Origin of the sequence: Flavobacterium sandaracinum (assembly GCF_004349135.1) — a bacterium.
Lineage (GTDB): Bacteria > Bacteroidota > Bacteroidia > Flavobacteriales > Flavobacteriaceae > Flavobacterium > Flavobacterium sandaracinum.
In genome coordinates this window covers 15,401-41,354 of record NZ_SMFN01000023.1, presented here as the reverse complement: position 1 = coordinate 41,354, position 25,954 = coordinate 15,401, and the positions used below count along the sequence as shown (strand labels likewise).

The window sequence follows — 25,954 nt, the reverse complement described above, 5'->3', positions numbered from 1 at the left end:
TTTAGCGTGATTTTTTGGAGCTATTTAGCTGCGCTGAATCTTCGATGTCCCGCTTTCCACTCTATCTTTTTCTTTTTAAAGGAAAAAGAAAAAGGATGCCGTTGCAAATGAAATTCACTGAACTCCGATGTGAATAAAGACTAGGTTAAGTAATCGGGGCTAAGATAGTCGGGTAATATAGGCGCATTTCGAGAATGTTTTTTTTATCCTTTTTATAATTTGGAAAAAGGCAACATTAAACCATCAACAATCTTTTTCCATGCCATAAAACACTTGGATTAATCAAGACAATGCAAAATACTCCGGCAACAATAAGGAATTTCAATACGTTGTGAAGTAGCAAAAACTGTGGTTTCGCATTGGATTTCCACAAGTAAAGCAAGAAGAAAATTAAGATAATCAGACAAGAATAAAAATAAATATCCATATAGCCCACATCATAAATATCAATCAATGCATAAACGGGTAAAACAGTCAGAATGGTCAATACCGTGATGGTTATTTTTGATATTTCCTCACCATAAACTATTGGAATCGTTTTATAATCATTGACTAAGTCTCCTTTCAGGTTTTCTAGATCTTTGATCATTTCCCGAATCAGTAAAAGTAAAAACAAGAAGGACGCATGTGCGAAAATCAATCCAAGTTGCTGTTTGTAATTTTCAATTTCTTCAAATGGAATCCGAGTGTAAAAATACAGTAGTATCGCAAAAAAAGGTAAAACCGCCAGTAAAGCAGCCATTAGGTTTCCTATTATTGGGTATTTTTTTATTTTATGGGAATAAAACCAAATGAAAAAGATATACGCTGAAAAGAATAAAAATACGCGCCAAGAAACAAACAACGCCATTAAGGCAACAATAAAATTCAACGTAAAATAGACGTTTAGTTTTGTTTTTTGACTCACCAATCGATCCAACATTGATTTGTTTGGACGATTGATTAAATCCTTTTGGCTGTCATAAAAGTTATTGATGATATAACCGGAAGCAATCGTAAGTGAAGAGGCAAAAACCAGAATGAATAGATTGAAATCTAGTAAAACATCCAGCGCTCTTTTTTCTGGAGCCAGAATAAATACTGCCGAAAGGTATTGCGCTAAAATAATTACTGGTATGTTATAGCCTCTTACAACAGAGAACAAACTTGCAATTTTCATTAAAAGAAGTTTGTTTTGCCTGCTTAACATTTTGATTTATTTAAGAATGTGCCTCCAATTAGTAAGGAGGCCATTAGGTTTGCGTCTCCTTATTTTTTGGGTTTGGGAGAGAATATTTAAAACTGGTATACTACTTCTAATTTATAATCTTTCAGCGATGCTTTGGCTTTTTCTAAATCTTCGGTAAAACCTAAAATGTAGCCACCGCCACCAGAACCGCAAAGTTTTAAATAATAATCATTGCTGTCAATGCCTTGTTGCCAAATTCCGTGGAATTGTTCTGGAATCATTGGTTTGAAGTTATTCAAAACCACTTTCGATAATTTTTTAGTATTCATGAACAATGATTTCATGTCTCCACCAAGGAAATTTTCTACGCAAGCATCCGTATATTTTACAAATTGATTTTTCAACATCGCTCTAAAACCTTTGTCTTTCAAGCTTTCCATAAAAATATTGACCATAGGAGCGGTTTCGCCTACAATACCTGAATCTAACAAAAATACAGCGCCTTTTCCGTCAAAACTTTGTGTTGGAATTCCGGTCGCTTCAATATTGTCTTTGGAGTTAATCAAAATTGGAATACTCAAATAACTGTTTAAAGGGTCTAAACCAGAGCTTTTCCCGTGGAAAAAACTCTCCATTTGAGAAAATATATTTTTTAACTGCAATAATTTTTCACGGGTTAAGTTCTCTAAAACCGTGATTTTATTTTGTGCATATTTATCATAAATCGCAGCTACCAATGCGCCACTACTACCTACACCATATCCTTGAGGAATGCTGGAATCAAAATACATTCCACTCTCAACATCGTCTTTTAAAAGTGCTAAATCAAAAGTGACTAATTTAGGTTGTTCGTTTTGCAACGTTTCTAAATACGTTACAAATCGTTTCAAGTGACCATTAGATTTGATCGCTTCATCAGATGGGTTTTCCTCTTTTTTTAGCGCACCATTATAAAAATTATAAGGAATTGAAAGCCCTTTTGAGTCACGAATAATTCCGTATTCTCCAAAGAGTAATATTTTTGAGTAAAACAAAGGTCCTTTCATATAGTGTTGTAAATTAACAATTTGGGGTTGGTAATTAGGTATTTTTAGTATGTAATTTTATAAATCAACTTGATCTCCGCGATTGGCTTCTAGAATGCCTAAATCAATTTCTTCTTGTTGTTCAGGAGATAAATCACTCCAAACGTCTTTTTTTTGTGCTTTGAAAATATTTTTTATGGCCTCGATTACAGCAATGTCATGTGTTTCTAACACCAATTTAATCAGTTCTAATTTCTCCGATTGAATATCCATACCTCAGCTCTTTAAAAAAAATAAAGATAGCTAAAAAATACTTTAAATCAACACAGCACCATTTCCAATTTTGTCACAAATGTACTGACCATTTTGGCAATAGCCAACTAATTCGTTCTGAATAAATTGTAAAACTTTTTCGCTAACGTTTTCGGGATATAAAACGTGTACATTAGCACCAGCATCTAGGGTGAAACAAACCGGTATTTTAGTTTCGTTTCTGAATTTCCAAATCGCATTTATGATCTCTAAAGTGTTTGGTTTCATCAAGATAAAATACGGCATCGAGGTCATCATCATGGCATGCAATGTCAAGGCTTCACTCTCCACAATTTTGATGAATTCATCCAGATTTCCACTTTCGAAAATTGCAATCAGTTGGTTTAAGTTTTCATGCGCTTGTGCAAATCGCCTTTCGGCAAAAGGGTGGTTGTGCATCAAATCATGGCCAAGGGTGCTCGAAACTTGTTTTTCGCCTTTGTCAACCAGTAAAATAGTGTCTTGAAAATTTGTAAAATTAGCATGAATCGCACGCGGAAATTCCACTCCAAATAAATCAGAACTTTCAGAGATATTTGCATGATTGCCCCAAACCACGACTTGTCCTTTTACACTACGGCAAGCACTTCCAGAACCTAAACGCGCTAACAAAGATGCTTTTTGGTAGAAATAATCCTCGGTCATTTCCGGGTTTAATGCCTTTTCTAAACTCATCAAATTCATAGCCAAAGCAGCCATTCCAGAGGCAGAAGATGCAATTCCCGAACTGTGTGGAAAGGTATTTTCGGTATCAATCGTAAAATGATAGTCTTTTAAAAACGGCAAATAGATTTCGATGCGCTCCAGAAATTTTTGAATTTTCGGTTTGAAATCCTCTTTTGGTTGGCCTTCAAAAAGCAAATCAAAAGAGAAATTATTAGCCGTTACATTGAGCGCAGTCGAAATGTTTTTTTTGGCGAAAGCCAATTTGGTAATCGTTTTACAATTATTCAGTGTAAAACTCACCGATGGATTTGCTGGAATCTGATTGTCTTTTTTGCCCCAGTATTTGACAAGGGCAATATTACTGGGTGCGCTCCATTGAAAAAAACCACTTTCAACCGAATGCGTATATTTTGATGGAATAAAATCGTTTGCTGAAATCATGAATGATAAAATTTACGCAAAGATACTTTTTTTTTGGAACCGCTGATTCGCAGATTTTTTTTAAATGATTGGTAATGGTATTCGTTTTTTTTATTCGTTCCTTTAATTGTAGGTCTGGCTGAATGTGATTCTAGCTTGTATTTTTTTAAAATTATACTTGCTGTTTAAAGCTGCGATACTACGGCCGTGTAACGAACCTTTATGTTGTTTACTTGAAATGTGAATAAGATTTCATTAGATTTGTAAATTGTAAAACACATCAAAATGAATAAAATCACCCGAATATTAGCTGTTGTTGTAACGTGTCTTGTTATTGGTTATTTCTCAGGAAACGTAACTCGCTCTGCGATCACTACTTGGTATCCTACGTTGATTAAACCAGGTTTTAATCCGCCCAATTGGGTTTTTGCACCGGTTTGGAGTATGCTTTATGTGATGATGGGTGTTGCGGCAGGTTTGGTTTGGAACCGAATAGAAGCAGAGCGTGAACTGGTAAAAAAAGCATTGATTTTCTTCGCAATTCAATTGGCTTTAAATGCTTTGTGGTCCTATTTATTCTTCGGATTACGAAATCCGATGTTAGCCGGTTTAGAGATTATTGTTTTGTGGTTGATGATTTTTGAAACCTACATTCAGTTTGCCAAAATTAATAAAATTGCGGGTTATTTGTTTATTCCGTATTTGGCTTGGGTAAGTTTTGCTGCGGTTTTGAATGGTAGTATTTGGTGGTTGAATAGGTAATTGCTAGGCTTTATTTCAGTTAGGAGTCTTTTTATGTTAATTCGGCACAAAGTTTAATCGGGTTTGTATTGTAAAATTTTTGTACTCATAAATTCCATTAACATCAGTTCATTTCTTTCGCTAGCTATAAGATCAGCTTTTGGGTCTTTGGCACAAAAAGCCAAAAAATCATCAATTTGTGCTGGCTTTAGCTGTAAGGTTTCGGTAAAAAAATCAGCTTTACATCTCGTTTTTGCAGCGTCAGTAAAAGCTAAAAGTGGGCCTTTGTCAGCAGCTACCTCTTTCTCTTTTTTAAATAGTTTAAAAATCATTCCTCCAATACGCATTAAATCCATGCCGTTCTCAATGGTACCAGTGTAAACGCCGGGATTTTTTAGGGAATTTGCATTTTTTTCAAGAGCGTATTGATCCAGTTTTGCTTGTTCCCATTTCGCATCTTTACTTAATTTGATTGATGGACTGTTTTGCACGACTACTTCTTTTAGTTCCTCTACTTTAGAGGATAATGTGACTGTAAGAGCACCTTGATTTAAGACTGCTACTGAAATTTTTATTTCTTTTATTTCATGATTTTTTGCGACAAAAACCAAAATATCATTAATTTCAATATTAATTGTAAAATTCCCATCAGTATCAGATAAGACAACGGTTTTGGAGGTTGCATTGATTACTTCAACTTTAGTCGCGGCGGTTTTATCAAAGTGTACTTGTCCTTGAATGCGTTCGCTTGCTTGTGCAAAACCACTTTGATAAAGTATAAAAGTACAAATAGAAACGAGTAGTTTTGTTTTCATAAAGATCTGATATTATAGTAGTAAAGTTATCAGAATCTTCTTAAATAAAACTTACTGAAGTTTTAAACTCTTGTTAATTAAATTTATATAGCATTCGCCACAATAAACCCGCTTGTCCACGCATTTTGAAAATTAAATCCACCGGTAATGGCATCAATATTGACGATTTCACCAGCAAAATAAAGATTCTCATGGAGTTTGCTCTCCATAGTTTTGAAGTTAATTTCTTTTAAATCGATACCGCCAGCTGTTACAAATTCTTCTTTAAAGGTACTTTTTCCGTTGACTTGAAAAGTTCCATTCGTTAATTGATTCGCTAGATTTTGCAATTGTATCTTGGACAAATCGGCCCATTTCGTTTCCGCTTCAATTCCTGAAGCGAGGACTAAACTTTCCCATAATCTGTTGGTGATTTCAAATGGTGATTTTTTTGATACTGACTTTTTTGCGTGTTCTTGCTTTAATTCTTTTAGCTTTTTCTCTACATCTTCTTGGTCTGCGTCATTCAACCAATTTACGAAAATGGTAAATTGATAATTTTTATCATGCAAGATTCGGGCGCCCCAAGCGGAGAGTTTCAAAATTGCGGGTCCACTCATTCCCCAATGCGTGATCAATAAAGGTCCTGTGGAAGTAAGTTTGGTATCTTTTACTTTTACGGTTGCTAAAGCGGCAACACCAGGTAATTCTTTTATTCTAGAATCTTTGATATTAAACGTGAATAGGGAAGGGACTGGAGTAATTACTGCATGCCCAAAAGACTGCAGCATTTCCCAGATTTTAGGATTGCTTCCGGTAGCTAGAATCAGTTTTTCGGCAAGATAATTTTCAGTTTGGGTTTCTATTTTCCAAAATTTTTCTCCAGAGACTTCTGGATTGAAAATGGATTGTACGCTTTGTCCTGTAAGTACTGCAATTCCTAGTTTTTGTGTCGCTTTTAGAAAACAATCAATAATGGTTTGCGATGAGTTGGAGACCGGAAACATGCGTCCGTCTGCTTCAATTTTGAGTTCGACACCATGTTTTTCGAACCATTCAATGGTATCGCCAGAGCAAAATTGATGAAATGGACCACGCAATTCTTTCTCGCCACGCGGATAAAATTTTACCAATTCATTGGGTTCAAAACAAGCGTGCGTTACGTTGCAGCGTCCACCGCCTGAGATGCGCACTTTCTGGAGTACCTCTGCACCGCGTTCTAAAATCGCCACTTTTAGTTTTGGATTTTTCTCCACGATGTTAATGGCTGTAAAAAAGCCCGCTGCACCACCGCCTACTATTATTATGTCGAAATTTTGATTCATTTATTATCTATTGCTAGAGTTAGGTCGTTAAGTTTTTATGCAAATGTAGTTCCCTTAATTGTTTTATTATTTTTTTTGAACCATTAAGAGAGTAAAGCTAATTAAGTTTTTAGTGTTACTGTAATTTTCTTAATGATCTCAAATTTCCTTAATTGTTGCATCATTTCTTTTTAACAATTAAGAGATTTAAGTTATTGTTACTGTAAATTTCTTAATGACCTTAATTTCCTTAATTGTTTAATTATTTTTTTTAACAATTAAGAGAGTTAAGAGAGTTAAGAGATTTAAGTTGTTGTTACTGTAAATTTCTTAATCATTCAGCACTTTTAAGTTATTCATCAGATAGTCGTAAAAAATACTCGTTAATTAAAGGCTTACACGATTTTGAAATGTTAATAGTATTGAAATTGATTAGTAATCCTTGTGGCATGCCTAATAATTTCATGTAGGTGAGTAGTTTTGCTTCGTCAATTGGATGAAATTTCTCCACAGTTTTTAACTCAACAATAATTGATTCATTTACCAGCAAGTCCAAACGTAATGGATGTGCGAGTTCTAAATCGTAGTAATCTATTTCAACATTTAATTGTTGTTTTACATTATACCCGTTTTTTTCTAATTCATATTTTAAGCATTCTTCATAAATTTTTTCTAGTAGACCGGGTCCTAGTTTTTTATGAACTTTTATTGCGTAACCAATAATTTCATAAGATAATTGTGTAATCTCTTTTTTTGTCATGAATTGAAACTTTTACCTAGTTACTTAATTGACTTAATTTTCTTAATGGTAGAGAAAAAAACATTTTGTCAAAAATACAATATTCTAGTTCATATTCTATTGGGAAAATCAGTGATGATTCCGTTTACGTTGAAGGTTTTTATTTTTTGAATGTCTTCTAATTCATTAATTGTCCAAGGGAAAACATCGAATCCTTTTACTTGGATTTGTGCCGTATTTACTTTGGTCAATAGATGAAAATTCGGGTGAATGGATCTTGCTCGAATAAATTTGGCGAAAGCCAAAGCCAAGTCTAAATCCGTCTCTGTTAAAACTCCAATAGGGATTTTATCATTTAAAAACGCCACTTGTTGGAGTGCATTCCAATCAAAACTAGATATTAAAAAACGGTCGTATTTCCAACCTTTTTTTGCAACATAAGTTTCAATCAGTGTGACCACTTTCTCTGCTGCTTCATGACTTTTGAGTTCAATATTGATAAAACAGTCTTGGTTTGCCAAATCAAAAACCTCCTTCAGTGTTGGAATTTCGTATTTCTCGTCTATTCGAAAAGCTTTTAATTCGCATAAAGATAATGCATTTACGAACCCTTTTCCATTGGTCGTTCGGTCAATAGTTTCGTCGTGAATAACGATTGTTTCGCCATCAGCACTCAAATGCACGTCGAGTTCAATGCCGTCTACTTGCATATCTAATGCTTTTTGGAACGAAACCAACGTGTTCTCTGGTTCATATCCTTTTGCGCCACGATGTCCAATTTTGAGCATTTTCAGTTATTTTTTTCAAAGGTAGTTAAAATAAAAAAGCACGAACTCTAGGGACGTGCTTTCAATATTAGTAGTACAAATTTGTGAACTGCTTCATAAATTTGTGGTTTTTAAAATTATTTCAGTTCATCAGTTGAGGTGTTTGGTTCTAAATCTTCAGTTTTATCTTCCCCTTTTAAATAGGAGGGTAAATTTAATCCTGCCATATTAAACAGATCATTCAGTGGAGGAACGGTTTTCATCATCCCAGAAACAAAGTTTGCGGTTGAGCCAGCCCCGTTGTCACCATTATTTCCAGAATCCCAAACCGTGATTTTATCAATTTTGATGTTTTTTACTGCTTCAACTTGGGTTTTAACTAACTCTGGTAATTTTTCAATTAACAACAATTGGAAGGCTTTTGTTGGGTCTCCACCTGCGGCACTTACTACTGCACGGTATCCTTCGGCCTGTTTAGTTAAGATTTCATATAAACCCTTCGCTTCTGCTTCCATTTTTGCAAAGATAGCGTCTGCTTCCCCTTTTGCTAATTCTCTTATTTTTTCTGCTTCTGCTTGAGCATCAATAATTGCTTTTTCTTTAGCTATTTGCGCAGGAATAACTACATTGGCATTTTGAGTGGAACGTTCTCTTTCAGCACGAGCCTGCTCTGCTTTTTGTTCAGCCACATAAGACTCCTCTAATGCTCTTGCACTTTGTACTTTTTCTGAGGCTAAAGCAGTTCTCAATGCTTCCGCTTCACGTTCACGTCGCGTAGCTTCGGACTGTGCAATAGCAATTCTCGCTTCATTCTCCCCTTGGATAGCAACAGCATTGGCTTCAGAGGTTTTTACACGCGTATCTCTTTGCGCCTCTGCTTTACCAATACTTTCGTCTTTAAAAGCGGCAGCTATACTAACTTCCCTGTCTTTATTTGTAATGGCAATTTTTACATCGCGATCTCTATGGGTTTCAGCAATTTGAACATCTTTTTCACGGTCAGCCATTGCCTTTCCTGTTTCTCCAATTTTTTCTTGTTGAGCAACGGAAATTTTTGCTTCATTGATCGCTTTCGCAGCCGCTTCTTTTCCTAAAGCTTCAATATATCCGGATTCATCTTTGATATCCGTCACGTTAACGTTAATTAATTTTAAACCAATTTTCTTTAATTCGGAATCAACATTTTTTGAAATGTTATCCAAGAATTTATCTCTATCGGAGTTTATTTCTTCAATTGTCATTGTTGCAATGACTAAACGAAGTTGACCAAATAAAATATCTTTTGCTAACTCTTGAATTTGCTCTGGCTGTAAGCCTAATAAACGTTCAGCAGCTGTATTCATGCTTTCTGTTTCTGTTGAAATAGCTATGGTAAAACGACAAGGAACATCGACACGAATATTTTGGCGCGATAGCGCATTTGTTAAATTCGCATCAATAGAAAGTGGTTTTAAATCTAGGTACTGGAAATCTTGAACAACAGGCCAAATGAAAGCACCGCCACCATGCACACATTTTGCAGATGTTCCACCTGTGCGGCCATAGATAACAAGGATTTTATCCGAAGGACATCTTTTATATCGAGAAATAAGGGTTAAGAAGGTTACAAAAACAACAAATACGGCAACAACAATAATAATAATTTCAGTCATGGTTTATTTTAATTTAATTTTTTTCTACAATCAATAGGTTGTTTTCGATAGCTACGACTTTTACAGAACTATTTGAAGGAATATTTTCCGGTGAAAAAGTCATGGCATCTAATTCATGAAAAGTGCCATTTACACTAATAAGGACCTTGCCTTTGCCTGATTTTGATTCGGGGATGGTTAAGTAGACCTGTGCGGTTTTGTTGAGTGTATATTCTATTTTAAAGCTATTGTTCTCAGACAATTTTAAAATTTGTTTTATTACGAAAAAGAAAAGGGCAACAAAAAAGAAACCTACTAAAACAGAGACAATAATCAAAAGTGTTTTGTTTTGCATGCTATTATAAAATGAAATCCCGGTCCAACTAAATCCTAATAAAAAGTTGATTAAGTTCCGTAAAGTAAAAATTTCAAAAGGTAATTCTCCGTCTCCGGTATCAGAATCAACATCGGTTTCTCCATCGCTTAAACCAATAAAGGTCATAATGGTTTGGAGTCCAAAGAATAAACTTACTGGTAACGCTATGTACCAAAAAGCTTTGAGTAGCGGTTCGTAATTTTCTAAAAAATTCATAGTGATGATTTGGTTGTCTAAAGTAGATGATATTTTTTACAAAAAGTTACAAATGGGAGATAATATTTAATGGAATCGAATTTCTCTTAAAAACTAAAGGCACAGATCGCATTGAATCGGTGCCTTTAGACCTAGCTTATACTTTCCGAAAAGTCCTAAATTAAATTTTTTTAAGTTCTGTAATTTGCTGTTATTTAGTTTTTTAATTCTAATAATACGATATCAAATTCAGAATCGATTGTCACTTTTCCATTCGAAACTGTAGCTTCTTTTCCAGAGTAGGCGTCTTTTAATACTGTGCCGTTTGAATAAATAGAACCTACTGAAAGTTCTTTGGTACCAATCGCTAAATCCAATCCGATCACCACTGCATCTGAATAATTTTCTTTAGAAAAAGTTCTGGAAAAAGCATACGGTTGATCTGAAATTTGTTGGTGTATTCCTGCTCCAACAGATGGATGATTTTTTCTGAATTGACCCAATTTTTGCCAATGCGACAACGTTTTTTGAGTTTCAGGATTGGTTTTGATAGCTTCCCAATTCATAAACGAACGCAAAGTTGCATCACCTTGTGTGCCTTCGATAACCAAGGAACGAGCGCTTTCGTCACCGTAATATACTTGAGAAAGTCCTGGACTCAGTAATAATTTTGTTCCGCTTTCTATAGTTTTGGTTCGATTTCCATCAAATGGTCCGCCGTCATCATGCGAGGATAAATAGTTTAAAACACTGTATCCTTTCAATTCATTTTGAAGCTTGTCAGAATATTTAGAGAATATAAATTCATAGTTTTTTTGAGCGTCCCATTTAAATTCGAAATTGATCATGTTGTCGAAACCATTTTTAAAATAGTTAATTTTTTTGTCTCCAAAATCAAAATCTTGTCCGCCGCTGATGCCATAATTGTATACTTCTCCAATGGTGTAAAATGCATTATTATCTAGCACTTTTGTTGGATTGTTTTTCTTCCAAGTTTCAAAAGCGTAATCGCATTGGGTTTTAAATTCTGCCCAAACCGTTTCATCCGTATGTTTTACAGTGTCGCCTCTGTAGCCGTCAATTCCGTAATCCGCTATATAATCCGTCAACCATTTGATGATGTAATATTTTGGTGCTCTTGGATATCCGGTACGAGCAAAAAACGCGTCCAATTCTTTGATTTCTTGTTCGTAACGTCCTTCTTTTTTCCATTTTTCGATTAAAAAAGGTGGTAAAGCCACTGCTTGATTGCTCTCGGTTTTTACATCCGGAAGATTAGCAACAAGTGTACAAGCGGTTGTCCCATCAAACGATTTGTAATCACAATTGGGTCCCGTTCGTACCCAATCATTTGGCCAAACCGTATCTTCAGCAGTTACGGGTCCAGTATGATTGATGACGCCATCAAGAATGATTCGGATTCCGTGTGCGTGTGCTTTTTGAACTAAGGCAGCTAAATCTTCTTTGGTTCCAAAGTTAGGATCTAAGTTTGTCCAATCTCTGGCCCAATAGCCATGAAAGCCATAACTCAATCCCGTTCCTTCATCTACGGCATCGTGAATTTGTTCTACTATTGGTGTAAACCAAATGGCATTGATTCCTAATTTATCAAAATAACCTTCGTCAATTTTTTGAGAAATCCCTTTGATATCCCCACCTTCAAAACCACGCAATTTTCCCGTAGTTTTGTTTCTGTTGAAGTTCATGTCATTTGAAGTATCGCCGTTGTTAAAACGGTCCGTCATCAGGAAATAAACATTCGCTCCTTCCCAAACGAAAGGGGTTTTCTTACGCTCAGCAAGAGTTTGTGTGCTGGAGCAACTGCTTAAAATTAACATGGTAAATAGTAAAAGTGGGATTGAATATTTTTTCATTTTTGTAGTGTTATAGATTTTTTTTGAACCATATAAGTTATGTAAGGTCATTTAAGTTTAAAGTTTAGATCTGCTGTTTTTTTCTTAAATGACTTATATGGTTTAAATTATTTCAACTCTAAAATCAAAACCGATTTAGGTTCTATTATTATTTCGTTGGTAATGTCAAAGGTTAATTCAGAAATCACATCTTTTCCTGTTTTAAAGTTAGTGCTGTTTTCTTTGAAACGGTCTGTTTTTATCGTTTTGGTTTCATTACTGTTGTTTAGTAATACCATGATGGTTTCATCCGAATTGTATCTAAAATAAACGTAGACATTGTTCTCCGGAATGTAATGTGTCATTTTTCCGGTATGAATTGCCGCTTTTGTTTTTCTCCAGTTGAATAATTTGGAAGTAAAATCAAAATACTCACTTTGTCCCGGAGTTCTTCCTTCTTTAACAAAAGCATTGTTTGGATCGCCTTCCCAACCGCCTGGAAAATCTTGACGGATATCCGCATCACCTTTATTTTTGTCGCCGGCCATTCCTATTTCGCTACCATAATACAATTGTGGAATCCCGCGAACCGTTGCCAAAACGGTCATTGCCATTTTGTATTTTCTAATGTCGTTTCCGTAGGTTTGATTGATGCGATTGGTGTCGTGATTTTCGACAAAAATCAACATATTGTTAGTGTTAGGATACAAGAAATCATTTGAAAAATTGTCGTACAATTTCATGATGCCCTTCTCCCATGATCCTTCATCTTCGCTGAAAACTTTCGTTGCTGCTTCATATAAAGTAAAATCCATTACACTTGGTAAGTACGAATTATAATTTTGAATAGCGGCAATTTTGCTGTCTTTTTGCCAATAGGCCATTTGCGCTTGACTTTGCATCCAAACTTCTCCTACAATATTAAAATTGGGGTATTCATCGGTGATGGATTTGGTCCAAGTTGCAATTCCTTTTGGATCAGAATAATTGTAAGTGTCTACTCTAAAACCATCCAAATCGGCGTATTCAATCCACCAAATCGCATTTTGAATCAGGTATTTTAAAGTCAACGGATTTTTCAAATTTAAATCGGGCATCGATGGAACAAACCAACCGTCTATGGCAATTTTTTTGTCAATTTCAGAGGCGTTGGTGTCGTGAATAACGGTTCTTTTATGATTGGTTTGAGTGTAGTTATCAAATTGATTAATCCATTCTTTTGTTGGTAAATCTTTCATCATCCAATGTTCAATTCCCCAGTGATTCGTCACATAATCCATCACCAGTTTCATGTCTCGTTTGTGCATTTCGGCAGCCAATCGAACATAATCAGCATTGGTTCCATAACGTGGATCTATTTTATAAACGTCAGATTGTCCGTAAGTGTGATAGGAATAAGCAGCATCATTGTCTTCGCAAAGTGGTGTGCTCCAAATTGCTGTTGCGCCTAAGGACGAAATGTAATCCAGGTTTTTTATGATTCCTTCAATATCGCCACCATGTCTTCCGCCTGGTAAATCTCTATTGTATTTTTCTTGGGTTGAATTTTGGCTGTCGTTATTCCTGTTTCCATTTGCAAAGCGGTCTGGCATCAATAAATACATCATATCCGAAGAATCAAAACTTTTGCGTTGCGCAGAATTCTCTCTTCGTTTCTTTAAACTGTATTTTTGTGTAAACGTTACTGCATTTTTACTTTTAAAGGTAAACGCGAAATCAGATGCCGAAACTTTTTTGGTATCTATGGTAACAAAAATGTAGTTGGGATTCTCGGTTCTTTTTACGTTGGTTATTTTTATCCCATTAGAAACCGTGACTTGGTTTTGAGAAATGTCTTTGCCATAAAAAAGGATTTGCAGTTCTGGATTTTGCATTCCTGCATACCAAAAAGGCGGTTCTACTTTGTCGATTTGAGCGTGTAACGTTACAGACATAAAAAAAAGGAATACGGTTATTTTTTTTAAAAAACCCCTATTTTGGAAAGGTAAAGAAATAATTTTATTCATGTTGAAATACATTGATTACATTTAATTTTAATGAGAATTTTATAAAAAAGATTCCTGTGACAAGGAATTAAGTAGTTTGACCTATTTAATATCCTACTATAAATTGACTGAAATAATATTTAACATATAAGTCATATAAGCAATAAACCTTAAATGACTGATATGGTAAAAAAATTGCACCATTGTTTTATTCATATTAATTATATAGTGAATAATTCAAATAAGACTCAGACTTATATAAACAATCCCAAAATGAATTGGGATTGTTGTTATGCTAATAAAAGCGCGGATCTAAACAGAATGAACTGCAAGTTCTATTAATTTATTCTAAACGGTAGCTAAACTTTCTGGTGTTACTATAACCGATTTTCCATTTACTACGATCGCCAAATCGGTATCGCCAACAATAGAGAATGTAGTTTCATTATGATTAATCGCTACTTTCAAAATTTGGTTTCTGAAATTAATTTTAAACGAATAGCCTTCCCATTCTTTTGGAATTTTTGGAGAAAAATGTAGTGTGTTTTCTTTTATTCTCATCCCTCCAAAACCTTCTACGATACTCATCCAGGTTCCAGCCATTGAGGTAATGTGACAACCTTCTTCCACTTCTTTGTTATAATCATCCAAATCTAAGCGGGAAGTTCGAAGATAAAACGTGTATGCCATGTCCATTTTGTCTAATAAAGCGGCTTGAATCGAGTGAACGCAAGGCGAAAGTGAACTTTCATGAACCGTAAAGGATTCGTAAAATTCAAAGTTGTTTTTTAGTTCTTCTTTCGAAAAATGATCTTCGAAGAAATAAAAACACTGTAAAACATCGGCTTGTTTGATATAAGGCGAACGCAAAATGCGATCCCAAGACCATTTTTGATTGATTGGTCTTTGACTTTTGTCCAAATCCACTACGCGAACCAATTCTTTATCCAAGAAACCATCTTGTTGCAAGTATACATTATGTTCCTCTGAAAAAGGGAAATACATAGTATCCGAAACTTTTTTCCAAGATTGTAATTCGGAATCCGAGATTTTTACTTTTTCGGTAATTCTTTTGTGATCAGCAGGATATTCCAGAGACACTTTTTTAATTTGTTCATAGGTATATTCCAAACACCATTTGGCTATGTAATTCGTGTAGAAATTATTGTTTACGTTGTTCTCATATTCATTTGGACCCGTAACACCAAGAATCACATATTGGTTTAAATTAGTCGAAAAATTTGCTCTTTGATGCCAGAAACGAGCAATTGCTATTAGCACTTCCAGACCTTTTTCGGGAATGTAGCTGTAATCGCCTGTGTATCTGTAAAAGTTATAAATGGCAAATGCGATGGCCCCATTTCTATGAATTTCTTCAAAAGTAATTTCCCATTCGTTATGGCATTCTTCACCATTCATGGTTACCATTGGATACAAAGCAGCGCCATTTGTAAAGCCTAATTTGGTTGCATTTTCAATGGCTTTGTCCAATTGATTGTAGCGATAGGTCAATAAGTTTCTAGCTACTTCTTGGTCTTTGGTCGCCATGTAAAACGGAATGCAATACGCTTCGGTATCCCAATACGTTGATCCACCGTATTTTTCTCCTGTGAAACCTTTTGGTCCAATATTCAATCGAGAATCTTTCCCTAAATAGGTTTGGTTCAACTGAAAAATATTGAAACGAATTCCTTGTTGTGCTTTTACATCGCCATCAATAGTGATGTCTGACATTTCCCAAATTTTTGCCCAAGCATCAATTTGGTCCTGCAACATTTGTTCATATCCTAATACCAAAGCGGATTGAATCACTTTTTCGGCAGCAGTAATAGTGTTTTCATGGTTTAAAGAAACCGTGTAGCCACCAATTTTTTGTATCGATGATTTCTGGCCTTGAGCCACAATGACATCATAACTAAATTGAATTTTATCAGCTGTAGCATCAATATTAGATGGAGAAATTCCCGTTTTTTCACCATTTGTCAAAATGGTGTTTTGCATGAAAGTGGTAGCTTTGAAATGAGTTTTGAACGTTTGAGCGGTTACAAAAGCCTCATTTCCAGATTTTTTTACGTCAAGCGGTTCCCAGAATTTTTCTTCCCAGTTCGCATCTTCATTGGTTACACCAGCATCAATATACGGTTTGTAAATTATTTTTGCATCCTTATTCAAAGGTGTGATTTCGTAATTAATAACGCCAACCTCATCCAAGTTCAAGGAAAGAAAACGACGCACATTTACGGAAATTTCAGTACCGTTTTTTAAGGTAGCTTCAAAAGAACGATGGTACCAACCTTCTTTCATATTCAGCTCACGGCGAAAATTTTTAACGTCAGTACACGTATTCAAATCCAGTTTTTCATCGTTGATTTCAATGTCGATTCCAATCCAGTTTGGTGCATTCAACACTTTGGCAAAATATTCCGGATAGCCGTTTTTCCACCAGCCCACTTTAGTTTTATCTGGATAATAAATTCCGGCAATATAACTTCCCTGGAAGGTTTCTCCCGTATAATTTTCTTCAAAATTAGCACGTTGTCCCATGGCGCCGTTACCAATGCTGAACAAACTTTCGGATGATTTTACACACTCGGCATCAAATCCTTCTTCTATAATAGACCAATTATCCGGTTTTATATAATCTTGATTCATTTTTTTCTAATTTAAAAATTCAATGATTTAAAAATTCAAAGATTGTTGTGATCCACATTCAATCTAATCTTTTTTACTTTTTGAATTTGTTTCTTTATCCTTTAATTAATTCTTCTATAAAAGCGGTGTCTATGGCTGTAAAATCCGTAAAGATATATTTTGCCTCATGTAAAGTACTTGCTTCTCCTATTCCTATACTGGTCATGTTTCCAATATTTGCCGCTTGAACTCCCGCCACTGAATCTTCAAAAACGATTGAATCTTCGGGTTTGGTGTTCAATAATTTTGCAGCCATCAGGAAAACTTCGGGATCTGGTTTGGCATTTGTCACATCATTTCCATCTACAACAGCATCAAAATAAGGCAGCAGTCCTGTTTTCTCCAGAATTGGTCTTGCATTTTTACTGGCTGAACCCAAAGCGATGGGTTGGTTGTTTTCTTTTAGAAATTGTAAAATTGTAAAAACTCCCGGAAGAATCTCGCTTTCATCCATATCAACTAAATAGGATAAATAGTCTTCATTTTTTTGAATTAACCATTTTTCTTTGTCTTCTTGCGAAGCGTTCACTTTTCCTAATTCTAATATGATATCCAAAGAGCGCACGCGGCTGACTCCTTTTAATAATTCATTATGTTCGTGTGTAAATTCGATGCCTAACTGGTCTGCAATTTTTTTCCAAGCTAAATAATGGTATTTTGCTGTGTCAACTATTACGCCGTCTAAGTCGAATATGAATGCTTTTGTAGTCATTATTATTGTTTTATTACGTCATCAACATCTTTTACTTTAACAACTAATGCTGCAGCAATCAAGAAGCTGACGCCACTGGTAACTAATGCAAATATGGCATTGTCATTGTATAAATATTTAACTAATGGTCCGCCAATTAAGGCATTGACGATTTGAGGAATTACGATAAAGAAGTTAAAAATACCCATGTAAACTCCCATTTTCATTGGAGAAATTGATCCGGCTAGAATAGCATATGGCATCGACAAGATACTAGCCCAAGCAATACCAACTCCAACCATGGAGAGTATCAACCAGTTTTCATTCGGTACAAAATAGATTGAAATTAATCCGAGTCCACCAATAATTAAGGAGATGGAATGCGTTAATTTTCTTCCGAATTTTTTTGCGATGTAAGGTAAAGCAAAAGCATAGAAAGCAGAAACTAAATTGTAAATACCAAAAAGTACTCCAACCCAATCCCCTGCGTTTTGATAGGCTTCACTCTTGCTGTCCGAAATGGGTAAACCATAAATGTGATGGGCTATGGCAGGAGTGGTAAAAACCCACATTCCAAACAAACCAAACCAAGAGAAAAATTGTACCCAGCTTAATTGTCGCATCGTGGTAGGCATTTTTCTAAAATCATCAAAAATATCCAGTAAACTGGATTCTTTTGGATTCACATCAGCCACTTTAGTTTGTTGATGCGTCATTTCATCTTCAAACTGTGCTAGCTCTTCTGGAGAATATTCTTTGGTAGAAAAAATGGAAACCAGAATAGAAAGTATCAGAATAGCAGCTCCGATGACGAAAGATAAAATCAAGTGCATAGGAACGCCGCCGTCCTCATCTCTATTGGAGACGCCAAACCAATTCGTTAATACATAGGGAAGCCAAGAACCAATAACAGCACCAAAACCAATTAATGCGGTTTGTACACTGAATCCAAGTGTTCTTTGGTCTGTTCTTAAATTATCTCCCACTAAAGCTCTGAAAGGTTCCATGGCGATATTGAAAGACGCATCCATAATCATCAGCATTCCGGCACCAACCCATAAGGCAGGAAGAAAGGCGATGAAAATTTCGGCTTGAGGCATTAATATTAAGCCAATAGAGGCTAGTAAAGCACCGACTAAAAAGAAAGGTTTTCTTCTGCCAAATTTCCCCCACGTTTTGTCACTATAATGTCCTATGATAGGCTGAACAATAAGACCCATTAACGGGGCAATAATCCAAAACCAGGATAGTTCATGTACATCTGCGCCAAAAATCTGGAGAATTCTACTGGCATTAGCATTTTGAAGGGCAAAACCCATCTGTATTCCCAAGAAACCGAAACTCATGTTCCAAATTTCCCAGAAACTTAATCTACGCTTTTCCATTATCGTAATTTAAATATTAATACGATAAGCGCTATGCTTATCAAAACTTGTCTTATTTTCGAAGTAAAAGTTAAAGTTTTGAGGGGTAAATATAAAAATATATTTCAAACTTTTGTTTTATGGAAAGAAATATTAGCGAACTTTTTTTACTACAAGGTTGTAGTACTGAATATAATACAAGCGTTTTATGATTTAGTTGTGGTTTTCAGTCCCAGTTTTCAAAAGGCAACTGAAAACGTATAAAATCTAGTTGGTAGATTCTCTTTCTATCAGATGGGTTTCTATAACTTCCGTTTTATAGTTTTCATCTTCCTCATCTTCTTTCGACTCGAGTCTTTCAATAAGCATTTTTGCGGCCTTGTTTCCCATTTTTATGCCGCTTTGACTCACTGTTGTAATAGTAGGAGTAGAATATTTAGAAATTATGCCATCCGTAAAGGCGATAACAGCTAGATCTTTAGGAACATTGAGTCCTATTTTATTGGCCGTTTTAATAATGGTTACAGCAAATAATTCATTTACAGCAAAAACAGCATCAATGGCTTTGTCTTCTAATAATTTTCCAATGGTAATTTCGCAAGTGTCTACATCTTCGATCTTGATAATTAGATTCTCATTAAAAGGAATGTCGTTGTCTAGCAGTGCTTTAATGTAACCATCCGTTCGGAGTTTACCCACGCTCACGTAATCTACAGTGGTTACTAGTGCGATTTTTTTTCTTCCTTTATCAATCAAGCTTTGAACGGCTTCATACGCTGCAGATTGATCGTCAATTATGACCTTGTCGCACAGAATATCATTGGTAACTCTGTCAAACATGACAACTGGCATGCCTTGATTGATAACTTCGGTAATGTGATGAAAATCGCCTCTAAACTGGGTTTCTTTAGAGAGCGACATGATAAAACCATCGATACTTCCATTGGCAAGCATTTCCATATTAAGCACTTCTTTGTCAAAGGAGTCGTCTGAAAGACAGATGATAACACTATAACCATGTTCGTTGGCTACATGTTCTATTCCATTGATGACCGTAGAGAAAAAATGATGCACAATTTCAGGAATGATGATTCCAATAGTTTTGGTTTTTCTATTTTTTAAGCTAAGCGCAATATTGTTGGGTTTGTAATTGTAGAATTTGGCGAAAGCCTGCACTTTAAGTCTGGTTTCTTCGCCTATTTCGAGACTGTTTCTAAGTGACTTGGAAACTGTTGAAATGGAAACGTCTAATTCTTTTGCAATCTGTTTAAGCGTTATTTTCCTTTTCATAGTAGTTTTTGGTAAAAATTTATTTCGTAATAAAGGTAAAATTTAATTTTACAAATGGTAATTAAAGTGGTAAAAATTTCAATAAATCAGAAAGTTTTCAACACTATTACGTTTTCGTAACTCAATAAAAAATTGCCTTTGTCGAGCGTGACAAAATTTACATAAATTTAACATTCGAAGTATAAGTTAATGTTAAAAACTCAAAAAAAATTTAAATTAAATTAAACAAAAAGTATGAAAACAATTTATAAAAAGTTGTTAATTTTAGTACTGCTACTCCCTTTTAGTGTTCTGGCTCAGAATACTGTTGGCGGAACGGTTCTTGATAAAGCATCAGGGCAACCAATTCCCGGGGTGAACGTTAATGTACAAGGTACCGCTAATGGTGTTTCTACTGATTTTGATGGTAAATATCAGTTGTCAAATGTAAAAAGAGGTGATAAAATCGTTTTTTCTTACATAGGATACAAGAATACTGTTTTGGATTATGTTGCTCAAAATTCATTAAATGTATCTCTAGAAGAAGATGCGAATCAATTAAAAGAAGTTGTAATCCAAGTGGGTTACGGAACGGTTAAGAAGAAAGATGCTACAGGAGCTGTAACAGTTTTGACTTCAAAAGATTTTAATAAAGGGCCAGTAACATCTGCGGATCAAATGATTCAAGGTAAGGTAGCTGGTTTGCAAATCATCAATGGTGGAGGTTCTCCAGGTGAAGGTGCTACAATTAGAATTAGAAGCGGATCTTCATTATCAGCTAATAACGATCCTTTGTATGTAATTGATGGTGTGCCAGTTGCTGCTGGTGGAGTAGAAGGAAGTAGAAACCCGCTGACAACGATCAATCAGAATAACATTGAATCTATTTCGGTTTTAAAAGATGCTTCGGCAACGGCTATTTATGGTTCTCGTGCTTCGAATGGGGTTATTATCATTACTACCAAAAAAGGAAAAGCAGGTGATTTACAAATAAACTACAACGGAAGTTTTCAAGTATCTGAAATTACAAAAAAAGTAGATGCTTTGTCAAGTACTCAATTTAGAGATTTTGTTACTGCTAACGGGAATGCTGCTCAAGTAGCATTGATGGGTGCTGCTGATACGGACTGGCAAGATGAAATATACAGAACCGCTATTGGTACAGATCATAATGTTTCTTTAAGCGGGGGTTCTGATAACATCGTTTATAGAGCATCGGTAGGATATGCTAATTTGAATGGTATCTTGAAAAGAGATAATATGGAGCGTAGTACCATGTCTGCAAATGTAACAGGGAACTTTTTGGAGAATCATTTAAAAGTTGAAGTAAACAACAATACGTCTCTTATTAAAAGTAATTATAGCAATCGTGGCGCTATTGGTTCAGCAATTCGTTTTGATCCAACACAAGTGGTCAGAAATCCTGATGGAACTTTTTTCCAGTGGTATACTTCTCCAACTCAAATAAACCAATTGGCAGGAAGAAACCCTTTGTCTCAAATTGAACAACAAAATAGCTTTGGAACTGCTTATAGAAGTATTGGAAACATCCAAACGGAATATAAAATGCATTTTTTACCAGAATTGAAAGCGGTAGCTAATCTTGGTTACGATCAATTAACAGGAAGATCTTTTGGTAATACTGAAGCTGATTATCTAAATGGGCTTTCTGGTTCTGGGTATAACAATACCTATGAAAGAACACAATCCCGTTTCAATAAATTGATGGATCTGTTTTTGAATTATAATAAGAAATTGGAGTCTATTGATACACAATTGGATGTAACTGCAGGGTATTCGTACCAAGATTTTAGAGAGTCATTTAACTCTTCAAATTTTAATTTCCAAAGTAATAATACTACTGTTGATCCTAACTTTCCGTCTCGTATCAACTTGCAATCTTTTTTCGCAAGAACAAACATCAGTATTGCTGATAAGTACTTATTGACTTTGTCTTACAGACGTGATGGTACTTCAAGGTTTACAGAAGAAAATCGTTGGGCTAATTTCCCGGCAGTTGCTCTAGCTTGGAAGTTAAACGAAGAAAATTTCTTGAAAGACGTTGAAAGTATTTCTACTTTAAAACTTCGTGGAGGTTGGGGTATTACTGGACAGCAAGACATTGGAATTAGCTATCCTTCTATTCCTTTATACTTAGCTTCTAATACAGCTGCGCAATACCAATTTGGAAGTGATTTCTATACTACATACAGACCACAACCGTACAACAGTAATTTGAAGTGGGAACAAACCACGACAGTAAATGCAGGTTTAGATTTTGGATTTGTAAACAACAGAATAAACGGTAGTGTTGATTTGTACAGAAGAACTACTGAGGATTTATTATTGTACACACAAAATCCTTCTTTCTTCGGGTTTTCAAATTTTGACAACTATAACGTAGGAACAATTGAAAATAAGGGTATTGAAATTGCTGGGGAAGTAATTCCAGTACGTACAGAGGATTTCGAATGGAGAATTGGCGGTAATGTAACCTTCCAAGATTCTAAAATCACCAAGTTGACCACTACTTTGCCAAATACACCAGGTATCAATGTAGGAGGTTATGAGGGAGCTACTGGGAATTTTATTCAAAACCACCAAGTAGGTTTTGCACCAAGTTCTTTTTACGTGTACGAGCAAGCGTATGGTGTAAACGGGCAACCTTTAGATGGAGTGTATATTGATAGAAATCAAGATGGGATTATATCTGAGCTGGATAAATACCGTTTCCACAAACCAGCAGCAGACGTTTTCTACGGTTTCAACACTAGCGTAACGTACAAGAACTTTGACATGGGTATGAATTGGAGAGGATCTTGGGGTAATTACAATTACAACAACGTAGATTCAAGCAAAGGTTCTTTCAATAACATTTTGATCAGAAATACAGATTTATCAAATGGTGTTGAAAATCTTTTGGAAACTGGTTTTCAATCGAATGATACCAAGCGTTTCGAATCCGATTACTACATTCAAGATGCGTCTTTCATTAGATTAGACAACGTAAGTGTTGGATATACTTTCAATCAAAAAGAAAATGCTTCTTCATTAGTTAAATTGACATTATCAGCGCAAAATGTATTGTTACTAACTAAATATGAAGGATTAGATCCGGAAATTTCTGGAGGTATAGATGGAAATTTATACCCACGACCAATTACTTTCACGTTAGGTTTAAACGTTAATTTCTAATACAAATAACAAGAAAAATGAAAAAGATACAAATAAAAGTATTGGGTATTTCTTTGTTCCTGATGGTGCTATTGTTCCCATCGTGTACAGATGATTTAAGCCAAGCTCCGGAAAGTAATGTTGCTGTTCCTGGAGAACAATTTTTTAGCACACCAGAATCGTACAAACAAAATTTAGCTAAACTTTATGCAGGATTTGCTACTTCAGGTCAAACGGCAGCAGGTTCTCCTGATATCTCTGGAATTGATGAAGGGGAAAGTCAGTATATTAGAGGTTTCTGGTTGATGCAGGAATTGACAACGGATGAGGCAGTTATTGCTTGGAATGACGGAACGATAAAAGATTTACATTCACAAACATGGACTTCTTTGGACCGTTTTATTACAGCTACATTTGCCCGTTTTTCGTTCCAAATTGTAAACTGTAACGAGTTTTTGAGACAAACTACCGATGAAAAATTAGCTGCAAGAGGTCTTGATGCTGCTTTGATAGCAGAAATTAAAACGTACAGAGCTGAAGCACGTTTCATTAGAGCATTCACCTACTGGCATTTAATCGATATGTTTGGTGGTGGATCTTTGGTTACTGAAAATTCACCAACGACCTTTTACTATCCTGAATATGCTACAAGAGCAGAATTATACAAATTTGTTGATGAGGAGTTAACTGCGATCATTCCAGAATTGAAAGCGCCAAAATCCAATGAAGCATACCGCGTAGATCAAGCAGCTGCTTGGATGTTGCAAGCAAAATTGTACATGAATGCTAAAGTATACATTGGAACTGATAATTATGCTGGAGCATTGCCATTGATCAATAAAGTTATTGCTTCAGGTTATGCATTGCACAACAATTACAACCAATTATTTTTTGCAGATAATGACAAAAACGGAGCACAAAACGAATTTATTTTCACAATTGCTTTTGACGGTCTTAGAACCCAAACGTACGGTGGAACTACTTTCTTGACACATGCCCCAGTGGGTGGAACAATGATAGCTTCTGAATTTGGAATCAATGGTGGTTGGGCTGGAATCAGAACAACATCTGCATTTGTTGACAAGTTTAGTGCAAATACTACTGATGCAAGGGGTCAATTTTACACAGATGGACAAACGAAAGAAATTGTTGATATTAGTAATTTCACGGATGGCTACGCTATTCAAAAATTTAGAAATGTAGATGTAAACGGTGTTCAAGGTTCAGATAAGTCAGGTGATTTCTCTGATTCTGATTTTCCAATGTTCCGTTTAGCCGATGCCTATTTAATGTATGCTGAATGCGCGGTTGTTGGTAAAGTAGGAGATCTTGCAACGGCTAGAGGATATGTGAATGCTTTGAGAACTAGATCAAATGCTTCTACCATCAGTTCTCTTACCGCAGATGCTGCAGGTGCAAACTTAATTCTTGACGAAAGAGCAAAAGAACTACACTGGGAAGGACACAGAAGAACGGATTTAATTCGTTTTGGTAAATTTTCAGGTGGTAGCTACTTATGGCCTTGGAAAGGAAATGTAGCTGGTGGTGCGCCAACTCAAGCGTTTAGAAATTTATTTCCTATTCCTGCTACTGCATTGTCTTCAAATAATAAATTACAACAAAATCCTGGATATTAATAATTATTAAATAAAAAATAAAAAATGAAAAATATAACGAAATCAGTAATTGCTTTATTTGCGGTACTTGCCTTGTCTTGTAGCGTAGAGGATGTAGAAGATAGACCAGTAATTCAGGGAATTGATACTCCTGAATTAGTTGCGCCAGAAAACGATAAAGCGTATGTTTTATTGGAAGAAAATGCAGAAGAAGTTGCAGAGCGTTTTGTATGGACTAAAGCAACCTATGACGGTAATGTTGAAATTGGATACAAACTTTTAATTGATGTTAAAGGGGGCGATTTTACCAATGCAATTGAATTGGGAGGAACTGCTGGTGCAACTCAAATTGAAGTAACTGTAAAAACGTTAAATCAAGCAGTAATTGAATTGGGTGGAATACCTGATGCGTTAGGGTCTTATGATGTAAAAGTGGTTTCTAGTTTAGCTGGAATAGAGAAAATGATATCTGCAACGCCATTGACTATTTTAGTGAATGCATACACAGGGTTAGTGCCATACGCATTTACTGATTGGTATTTAATTGGTGCAGCCGTTGAAGGTGGTTGGGATAATAATGTTGACACAAATCACCAACCTATGTTTAGAGGTGGAGTGAATCCAGACATCTATAAATTTACAGGGTACTTTGCTGCAGGTAATTTTAAGCTAATTTCTGAAAAAGGAAGTTGGGCTTCTCAATTAGGTAATGCAGGAAATAACACCATTGAAATTAAAGATAATGCAGGTGAATTTATAATTTCAGCTTCAGGATACTACACTTTTACATTTAATGTCGAAACGTTAGCGTACACTTTAGTTCCTTATAATGCTACTGCGGCTTCAGTTTATTCAAGAATTGGTTTCTTAGGTTCATCTAGAACGGGTTCTGAAGCAGGTTGGGCTGGAGATGATTCGGAAATGACTGTTTCTACATTTAGTCCTCATGTTTGGTCACTTACTATTTCTTTATTTGATGGTAAAGGGAAATTTAGAGCTAATAATGCTTGGGATACTAACTGGGGAGGAGATACGGAATTTTCTGGGTTTACTGGTAATGGTGCTAGCGGAGGAGATATTCCAGTAGCTAAATCAAAATACAAAATCTATTTCAATGATTTAGATGGTAGTTATTTGATGTTGCCAAATCAAGAATAATTTATTTCAAAAAAT

At 35.4% G+C, this 25,954-nt stretch carries 20 protein-coding genes; 4 read left to right on the top strand and 16 right to left on the bottom strand.

The window, feature by feature from the left end; all coding sequences use genetic code 11:
• Positions 1–235: 235 nt before the first annotated feature.
• From E0F91_RS15230 to E0F91_RS15215, 4 genes are all read right to left on the bottom strand, one after another.
• Positions 236–1,189: a geranylgeranylglycerol-phosphate geranylgeranyltransferase gene (locus tag E0F91_RS15230; protein ID WP_132067300.1), complete on the bottom strand. Its 954-nt coding sequence runs from the start codon at positions 1,187–1,189 to the stop codon at positions 236–238.
• Positions 1,190–1,275: 86 nt separating this feature from the next.
• A complete protein-coding gene (locus tag E0F91_RS15225) occupies positions 1,276–2,214 on the bottom strand; it encodes a mevalonate kinase family protein (protein WP_132067299.1) in 939 nt (312 codons plus the stop codon).
• A 57-nt stretch (positions 2,215–2,271) separates the two neighbouring features.
• Positions 2,272–2,466, bottom strand: a complete 195-nt coding sequence (locus E0F91_RS15220; protein ID WP_132067298.1) for a hypothetical protein — start codon at positions 2,464–2,466, stop codon at positions 2,272–2,274.
• A gap of 42 nt (positions 2,467–2,508) precedes the next feature.
• Positions 2,509–3,612, bottom strand: coding sequence for a diphosphomevalonate decarboxylase (locus tag E0F91_RS15215; RefSeq protein ID WP_132067297.1), 1,104 nt, complete (start codon positions 3,610–3,612; stop codon positions 2,509–2,511).
• Positions 3,613–3,876: 264 nt separating this feature from the next.
• Between E0F91_RS15215 and E0F91_RS15210 the strand changes: the two genes are divergently transcribed.
• Entirely contained in the window at positions 3,877–4,353 is a 477-nt protein-coding gene (locus E0F91_RS15210) for a TspO/MBR family protein (RefSeq protein ID WP_132067296.1), read from the top strand.
• Between the two features lie 53 nt (positions 4,354–4,406).
• On the opposite strand, the gene E0F91_RS15205 is transcribed toward E0F91_RS15210, so the two are convergent.
• From E0F91_RS15205 to E0F91_RS15150, 12 genes are all read right to left on the bottom strand, one after another.
• Entirely contained in the window at positions 4,407–5,147 is a 741-nt protein-coding gene (locus E0F91_RS15205; protein ID WP_132067295.1) for a hypothetical protein, read from the bottom strand.
• 83 nt (positions 5,148–5,230) lie between these two features.
• Positions 5,231–6,451 carry a BaiN/RdsA family NAD(P)/FAD-dependent oxidoreductase gene (locus E0F91_RS15200; RefSeq protein ID WP_132067294.1) on the bottom strand — a complete coding sequence of 407 codons (1,221 nt, stop codon included), beginning with the start codon at positions 6,449–6,451 and terminating at the stop codon, positions 5,231–5,233.
• A gap of 331 nt (positions 6,452–6,782) precedes the next feature.
• Positions 6,783–7,190, bottom strand: a complete 408-nt coding sequence (locus E0F91_RS15195) for a GxxExxY protein (RefSeq protein WP_132067293.1) — start codon at positions 7,188–7,190, stop codon at positions 6,783–6,785.
• An 89-nt stretch (positions 7,191–7,279) separates the two neighbouring features.
• The gene (locus tag E0F91_RS15190; RefSeq protein ID WP_132067292.1) at positions 7,280–7,957 is read right to left on the bottom strand and encodes a glycerophosphodiester phosphodiesterase; all 678 of its coding nucleotides are present in this window, start codon (positions 7,955–7,957) and stop codon (positions 7,280–7,282) included.
• A gap of 116 nt (positions 7,958–8,073) precedes the next feature.
• Complete coding sequence (locus tag E0F91_RS15185; protein ID WP_132067291.1) at positions 8,074–9,588, bottom strand: flotillin family protein; 1,515 nt, start codon at positions 9,586–9,588, stop codon at positions 8,074–8,076.
• A 13-nt stretch (positions 9,589–9,601) separates the two neighbouring features.
• The gene (locus E0F91_RS15180; protein WP_132067290.1) at positions 9,602–10,159 is read right to left on the bottom strand and encodes an NfeD family protein; all 558 of its coding nucleotides are present in this window, start codon (positions 10,157–10,159) and stop codon (positions 9,602–9,604) included.
• Positions 10,160–10,353: 194 nt separating this feature from the next.
• Complete coding sequence (locus tag E0F91_RS15175) at positions 10,354–12,012, bottom strand: alpha-amylase family glycosyl hydrolase (protein ID WP_132067289.1); 1,659 nt, start codon at positions 12,010–12,012, stop codon at positions 10,354–10,356.
• 107 nt (positions 12,013–12,119) lie between these two features.
• On the bottom strand, positions 12,120–13,925 hold the full coding sequence (locus tag E0F91_RS15170; RefSeq protein WP_243698916.1) for a glycoside hydrolase family 13 protein: 1,806 nt from the start codon (positions 13,923–13,925) through the stop codon (positions 12,120–12,122).
• A 399-nt stretch (positions 13,926–14,324) separates the two neighbouring features.
• Positions 14,325–16,628 carry a glycoside hydrolase family 65 protein gene (locus tag E0F91_RS15165; protein WP_132067287.1) on the bottom strand — a complete coding sequence of 768 codons (2,304 nt, stop codon included), beginning with the start codon at positions 16,626–16,628 and terminating at the stop codon, positions 14,325–14,327.
• Positions 16,629–16,722: 94 nt separating this feature from the next.
• A complete protein-coding gene (pgmB, locus tag E0F91_RS15160; RefSeq protein ID WP_132067286.1) occupies positions 16,723–17,379 on the bottom strand; it encodes a beta-phosphoglucomutase in 657 nt (218 codons plus the stop codon).
• A gap of 2 nt (positions 17,380–17,381) precedes the next feature.
• Positions 17,382–18,743 carry an MFS transporter gene (locus tag E0F91_RS15155; RefSeq protein ID WP_132067285.1) on the bottom strand — a complete coding sequence of 454 codons (1,362 nt, stop codon included), beginning with the start codon at positions 18,741–18,743 and terminating at the stop codon, positions 17,382–17,384.
• 246 nt (positions 18,744–18,989) lie between these two features.
• Positions 18,990–20,012, bottom strand: a complete 1,023-nt coding sequence (locus E0F91_RS15150; protein WP_073352793.1) for a LacI family DNA-binding transcriptional regulator — start codon at positions 20,010–20,012, stop codon at positions 18,990–18,992.
• A 234-nt stretch (positions 20,013–20,246) separates the two neighbouring features.
• On the opposite strand from E0F91_RS15150, the gene E0F91_RS15145 reads away from it, so the two are divergent.
• Genes E0F91_RS15145 through E0F91_RS15135 form a run of 3 tightly spaced genes read left to right on the top strand, consistent with a single transcriptional unit; the run spans position 20,247 to position 25,939 of the window.
• Positions 20,247–23,186 carry a SusC/RagA family TonB-linked outer membrane protein gene (locus tag E0F91_RS15145; RefSeq protein ID WP_132067284.1) on the top strand — a complete coding sequence of 980 codons (2,940 nt, stop codon included), beginning with the start codon at positions 20,247–20,249 and terminating at the stop codon, positions 23,184–23,186.
• 17 nt (positions 23,187–23,203) lie between these two features.
• The gene (locus E0F91_RS15140; protein ID WP_132067283.1) at positions 23,204–24,802 is read left to right on the top strand and encodes a RagB/SusD family nutrient uptake outer membrane protein; all 1,599 of its coding nucleotides are present in this window, start codon (positions 23,204–23,206) and stop codon (positions 24,800–24,802) included.
• A gap of 24 nt (positions 24,803–24,826) precedes the next feature.
• Positions 24,827–25,939: a SusE domain-containing protein gene (locus tag E0F91_RS15135; RefSeq protein WP_132067282.1), complete on the top strand. Its 1,113-nt coding sequence runs from the start codon at positions 24,827–24,829 to the stop codon at positions 25,937–25,939.
• Positions 25,940–25,954 lie beyond the last annotated feature (15 nt).

Bases quoted from the DNA above. Each gene is read 5' to 3' on its own strand.
- pgmB (WP_132067286.1), bottom strand. From the start codon at position 17,379: ATGACTACAAAAGCATTCATATTCGACTTAGACGGCGTAATAGTTGAC.
- E0F91_RS15210 (WP_132067296.1), top strand. From the start codon at position 3,877: ATGAATAAAATCACCCGAATATTAGCTGTTGTTGTAACGTGTCTTGTT.
- E0F91_RS15140 (WP_132067283.1), top strand. From the start codon at position 23,204: ATGAAAAAGATACAAATAAAAGTATTGGGTATTTCTTTGTTCCTGATG.
- E0F91_RS15150 (WP_073352793.1), bottom strand. From the start codon at position 20,012: ATGAAAAGGAAAATAACGCTTAAACAGATTGCAAAAGAATTAGACGTT.
- E0F91_RS15185 (WP_132067291.1), bottom strand. From the start codon at position 9,588: ATGACTGAAATTATTATTATTGTTGTTGCCGTATTTGTTGTTTTTGTA.
- E0F91_RS15205 (WP_132067295.1), bottom strand. From the start codon at position 5,147: ATGAAAACAAAACTACTCGTTTCTATTTGTACTTTTATACTTTATCAA.
- E0F91_RS15175 (WP_132067289.1), bottom strand. From the start codon at position 12,012: ATGAAAAAATATTCAATCCCACTTTTACTATTTACCATGTTAATTTTA.
- E0F91_RS15230 (WP_132067300.1), bottom strand. From the start codon at position 1,189: ATGTTAAGCAGGCAAAACAAACTTCTTTTAATGAAAATTGCAAGTTTG.
- E0F91_RS15145 (WP_132067284.1), top strand. From the start codon at position 20,247: ATGAAAACAATTTATAAAAAGTTGTTAATTTTAGTACTGCTACTCCCT.
- E0F91_RS15170 (WP_243698916.1), bottom strand. From the start codon at position 13,925: ATGTCTGTAACGTTACACGCTCAAATCGACAAAGTAGAACCGCCTTTT.
- E0F91_RS15135 (WP_132067282.1), top strand. From the start codon at position 24,827: ATGAAAAATATAACGAAATCAGTAATTGCTTTATTTGCGGTACTTGCC.
- E0F91_RS15200 (WP_132067294.1), bottom strand. From the start codon at position 6,451: ATGAATCAAAATTTCGACATAATAATAGTAGGCGGTGGTGCAGCGGGC.
- E0F91_RS15225 (WP_132067299.1), bottom strand. From the start codon at position 2,214: ATGAAAGGACCTTTGTTTTACTCAAAAATATTACTCTTTGGAGAATAC.
- E0F91_RS15155 (WP_132067285.1), bottom strand. From the start codon at position 18,743: ATGGAAAAGCGTAGATTAAGTTTCTGGGAAATTTGGAACATGAGTTTC.
- E0F91_RS15195 (WP_132067293.1), bottom strand. From the start codon at position 7,190: ATGACAAAAAAAGAGATTACACAATTATCTTATGAAATTATTGGTTAC.
- E0F91_RS15180 (WP_132067290.1), bottom strand. From the start codon at position 10,159: ATGAATTTTTTAGAAAATTACGAACCGCTACTCAAAGCTTTTTGGTAC.
- E0F91_RS15215 (WP_132067297.1), bottom strand. From the start codon at position 3,612: ATGATTTCAGCAAACGATTTTATTCCATCAAAATATACGCATTCGGTT.
- E0F91_RS15190 (WP_132067292.1), bottom strand. From the start codon at position 7,957: ATGCTCAAAATTGGACATCGTGGCGCAAAAGGATATGAACCAGAGAAC.
- E0F91_RS15220 (WP_132067298.1), bottom strand. From the start codon at position 2,466: ATGGATATTCAATCGGAGAAATTAGAACTGATTAAATTGGTGTTAGAA.
- E0F91_RS15165 (WP_132067287.1), bottom strand. From the start codon at position 16,628: ATGAATCAAGATTATATAAAACCGGATAATTGGTCTATTATAGAAGAA.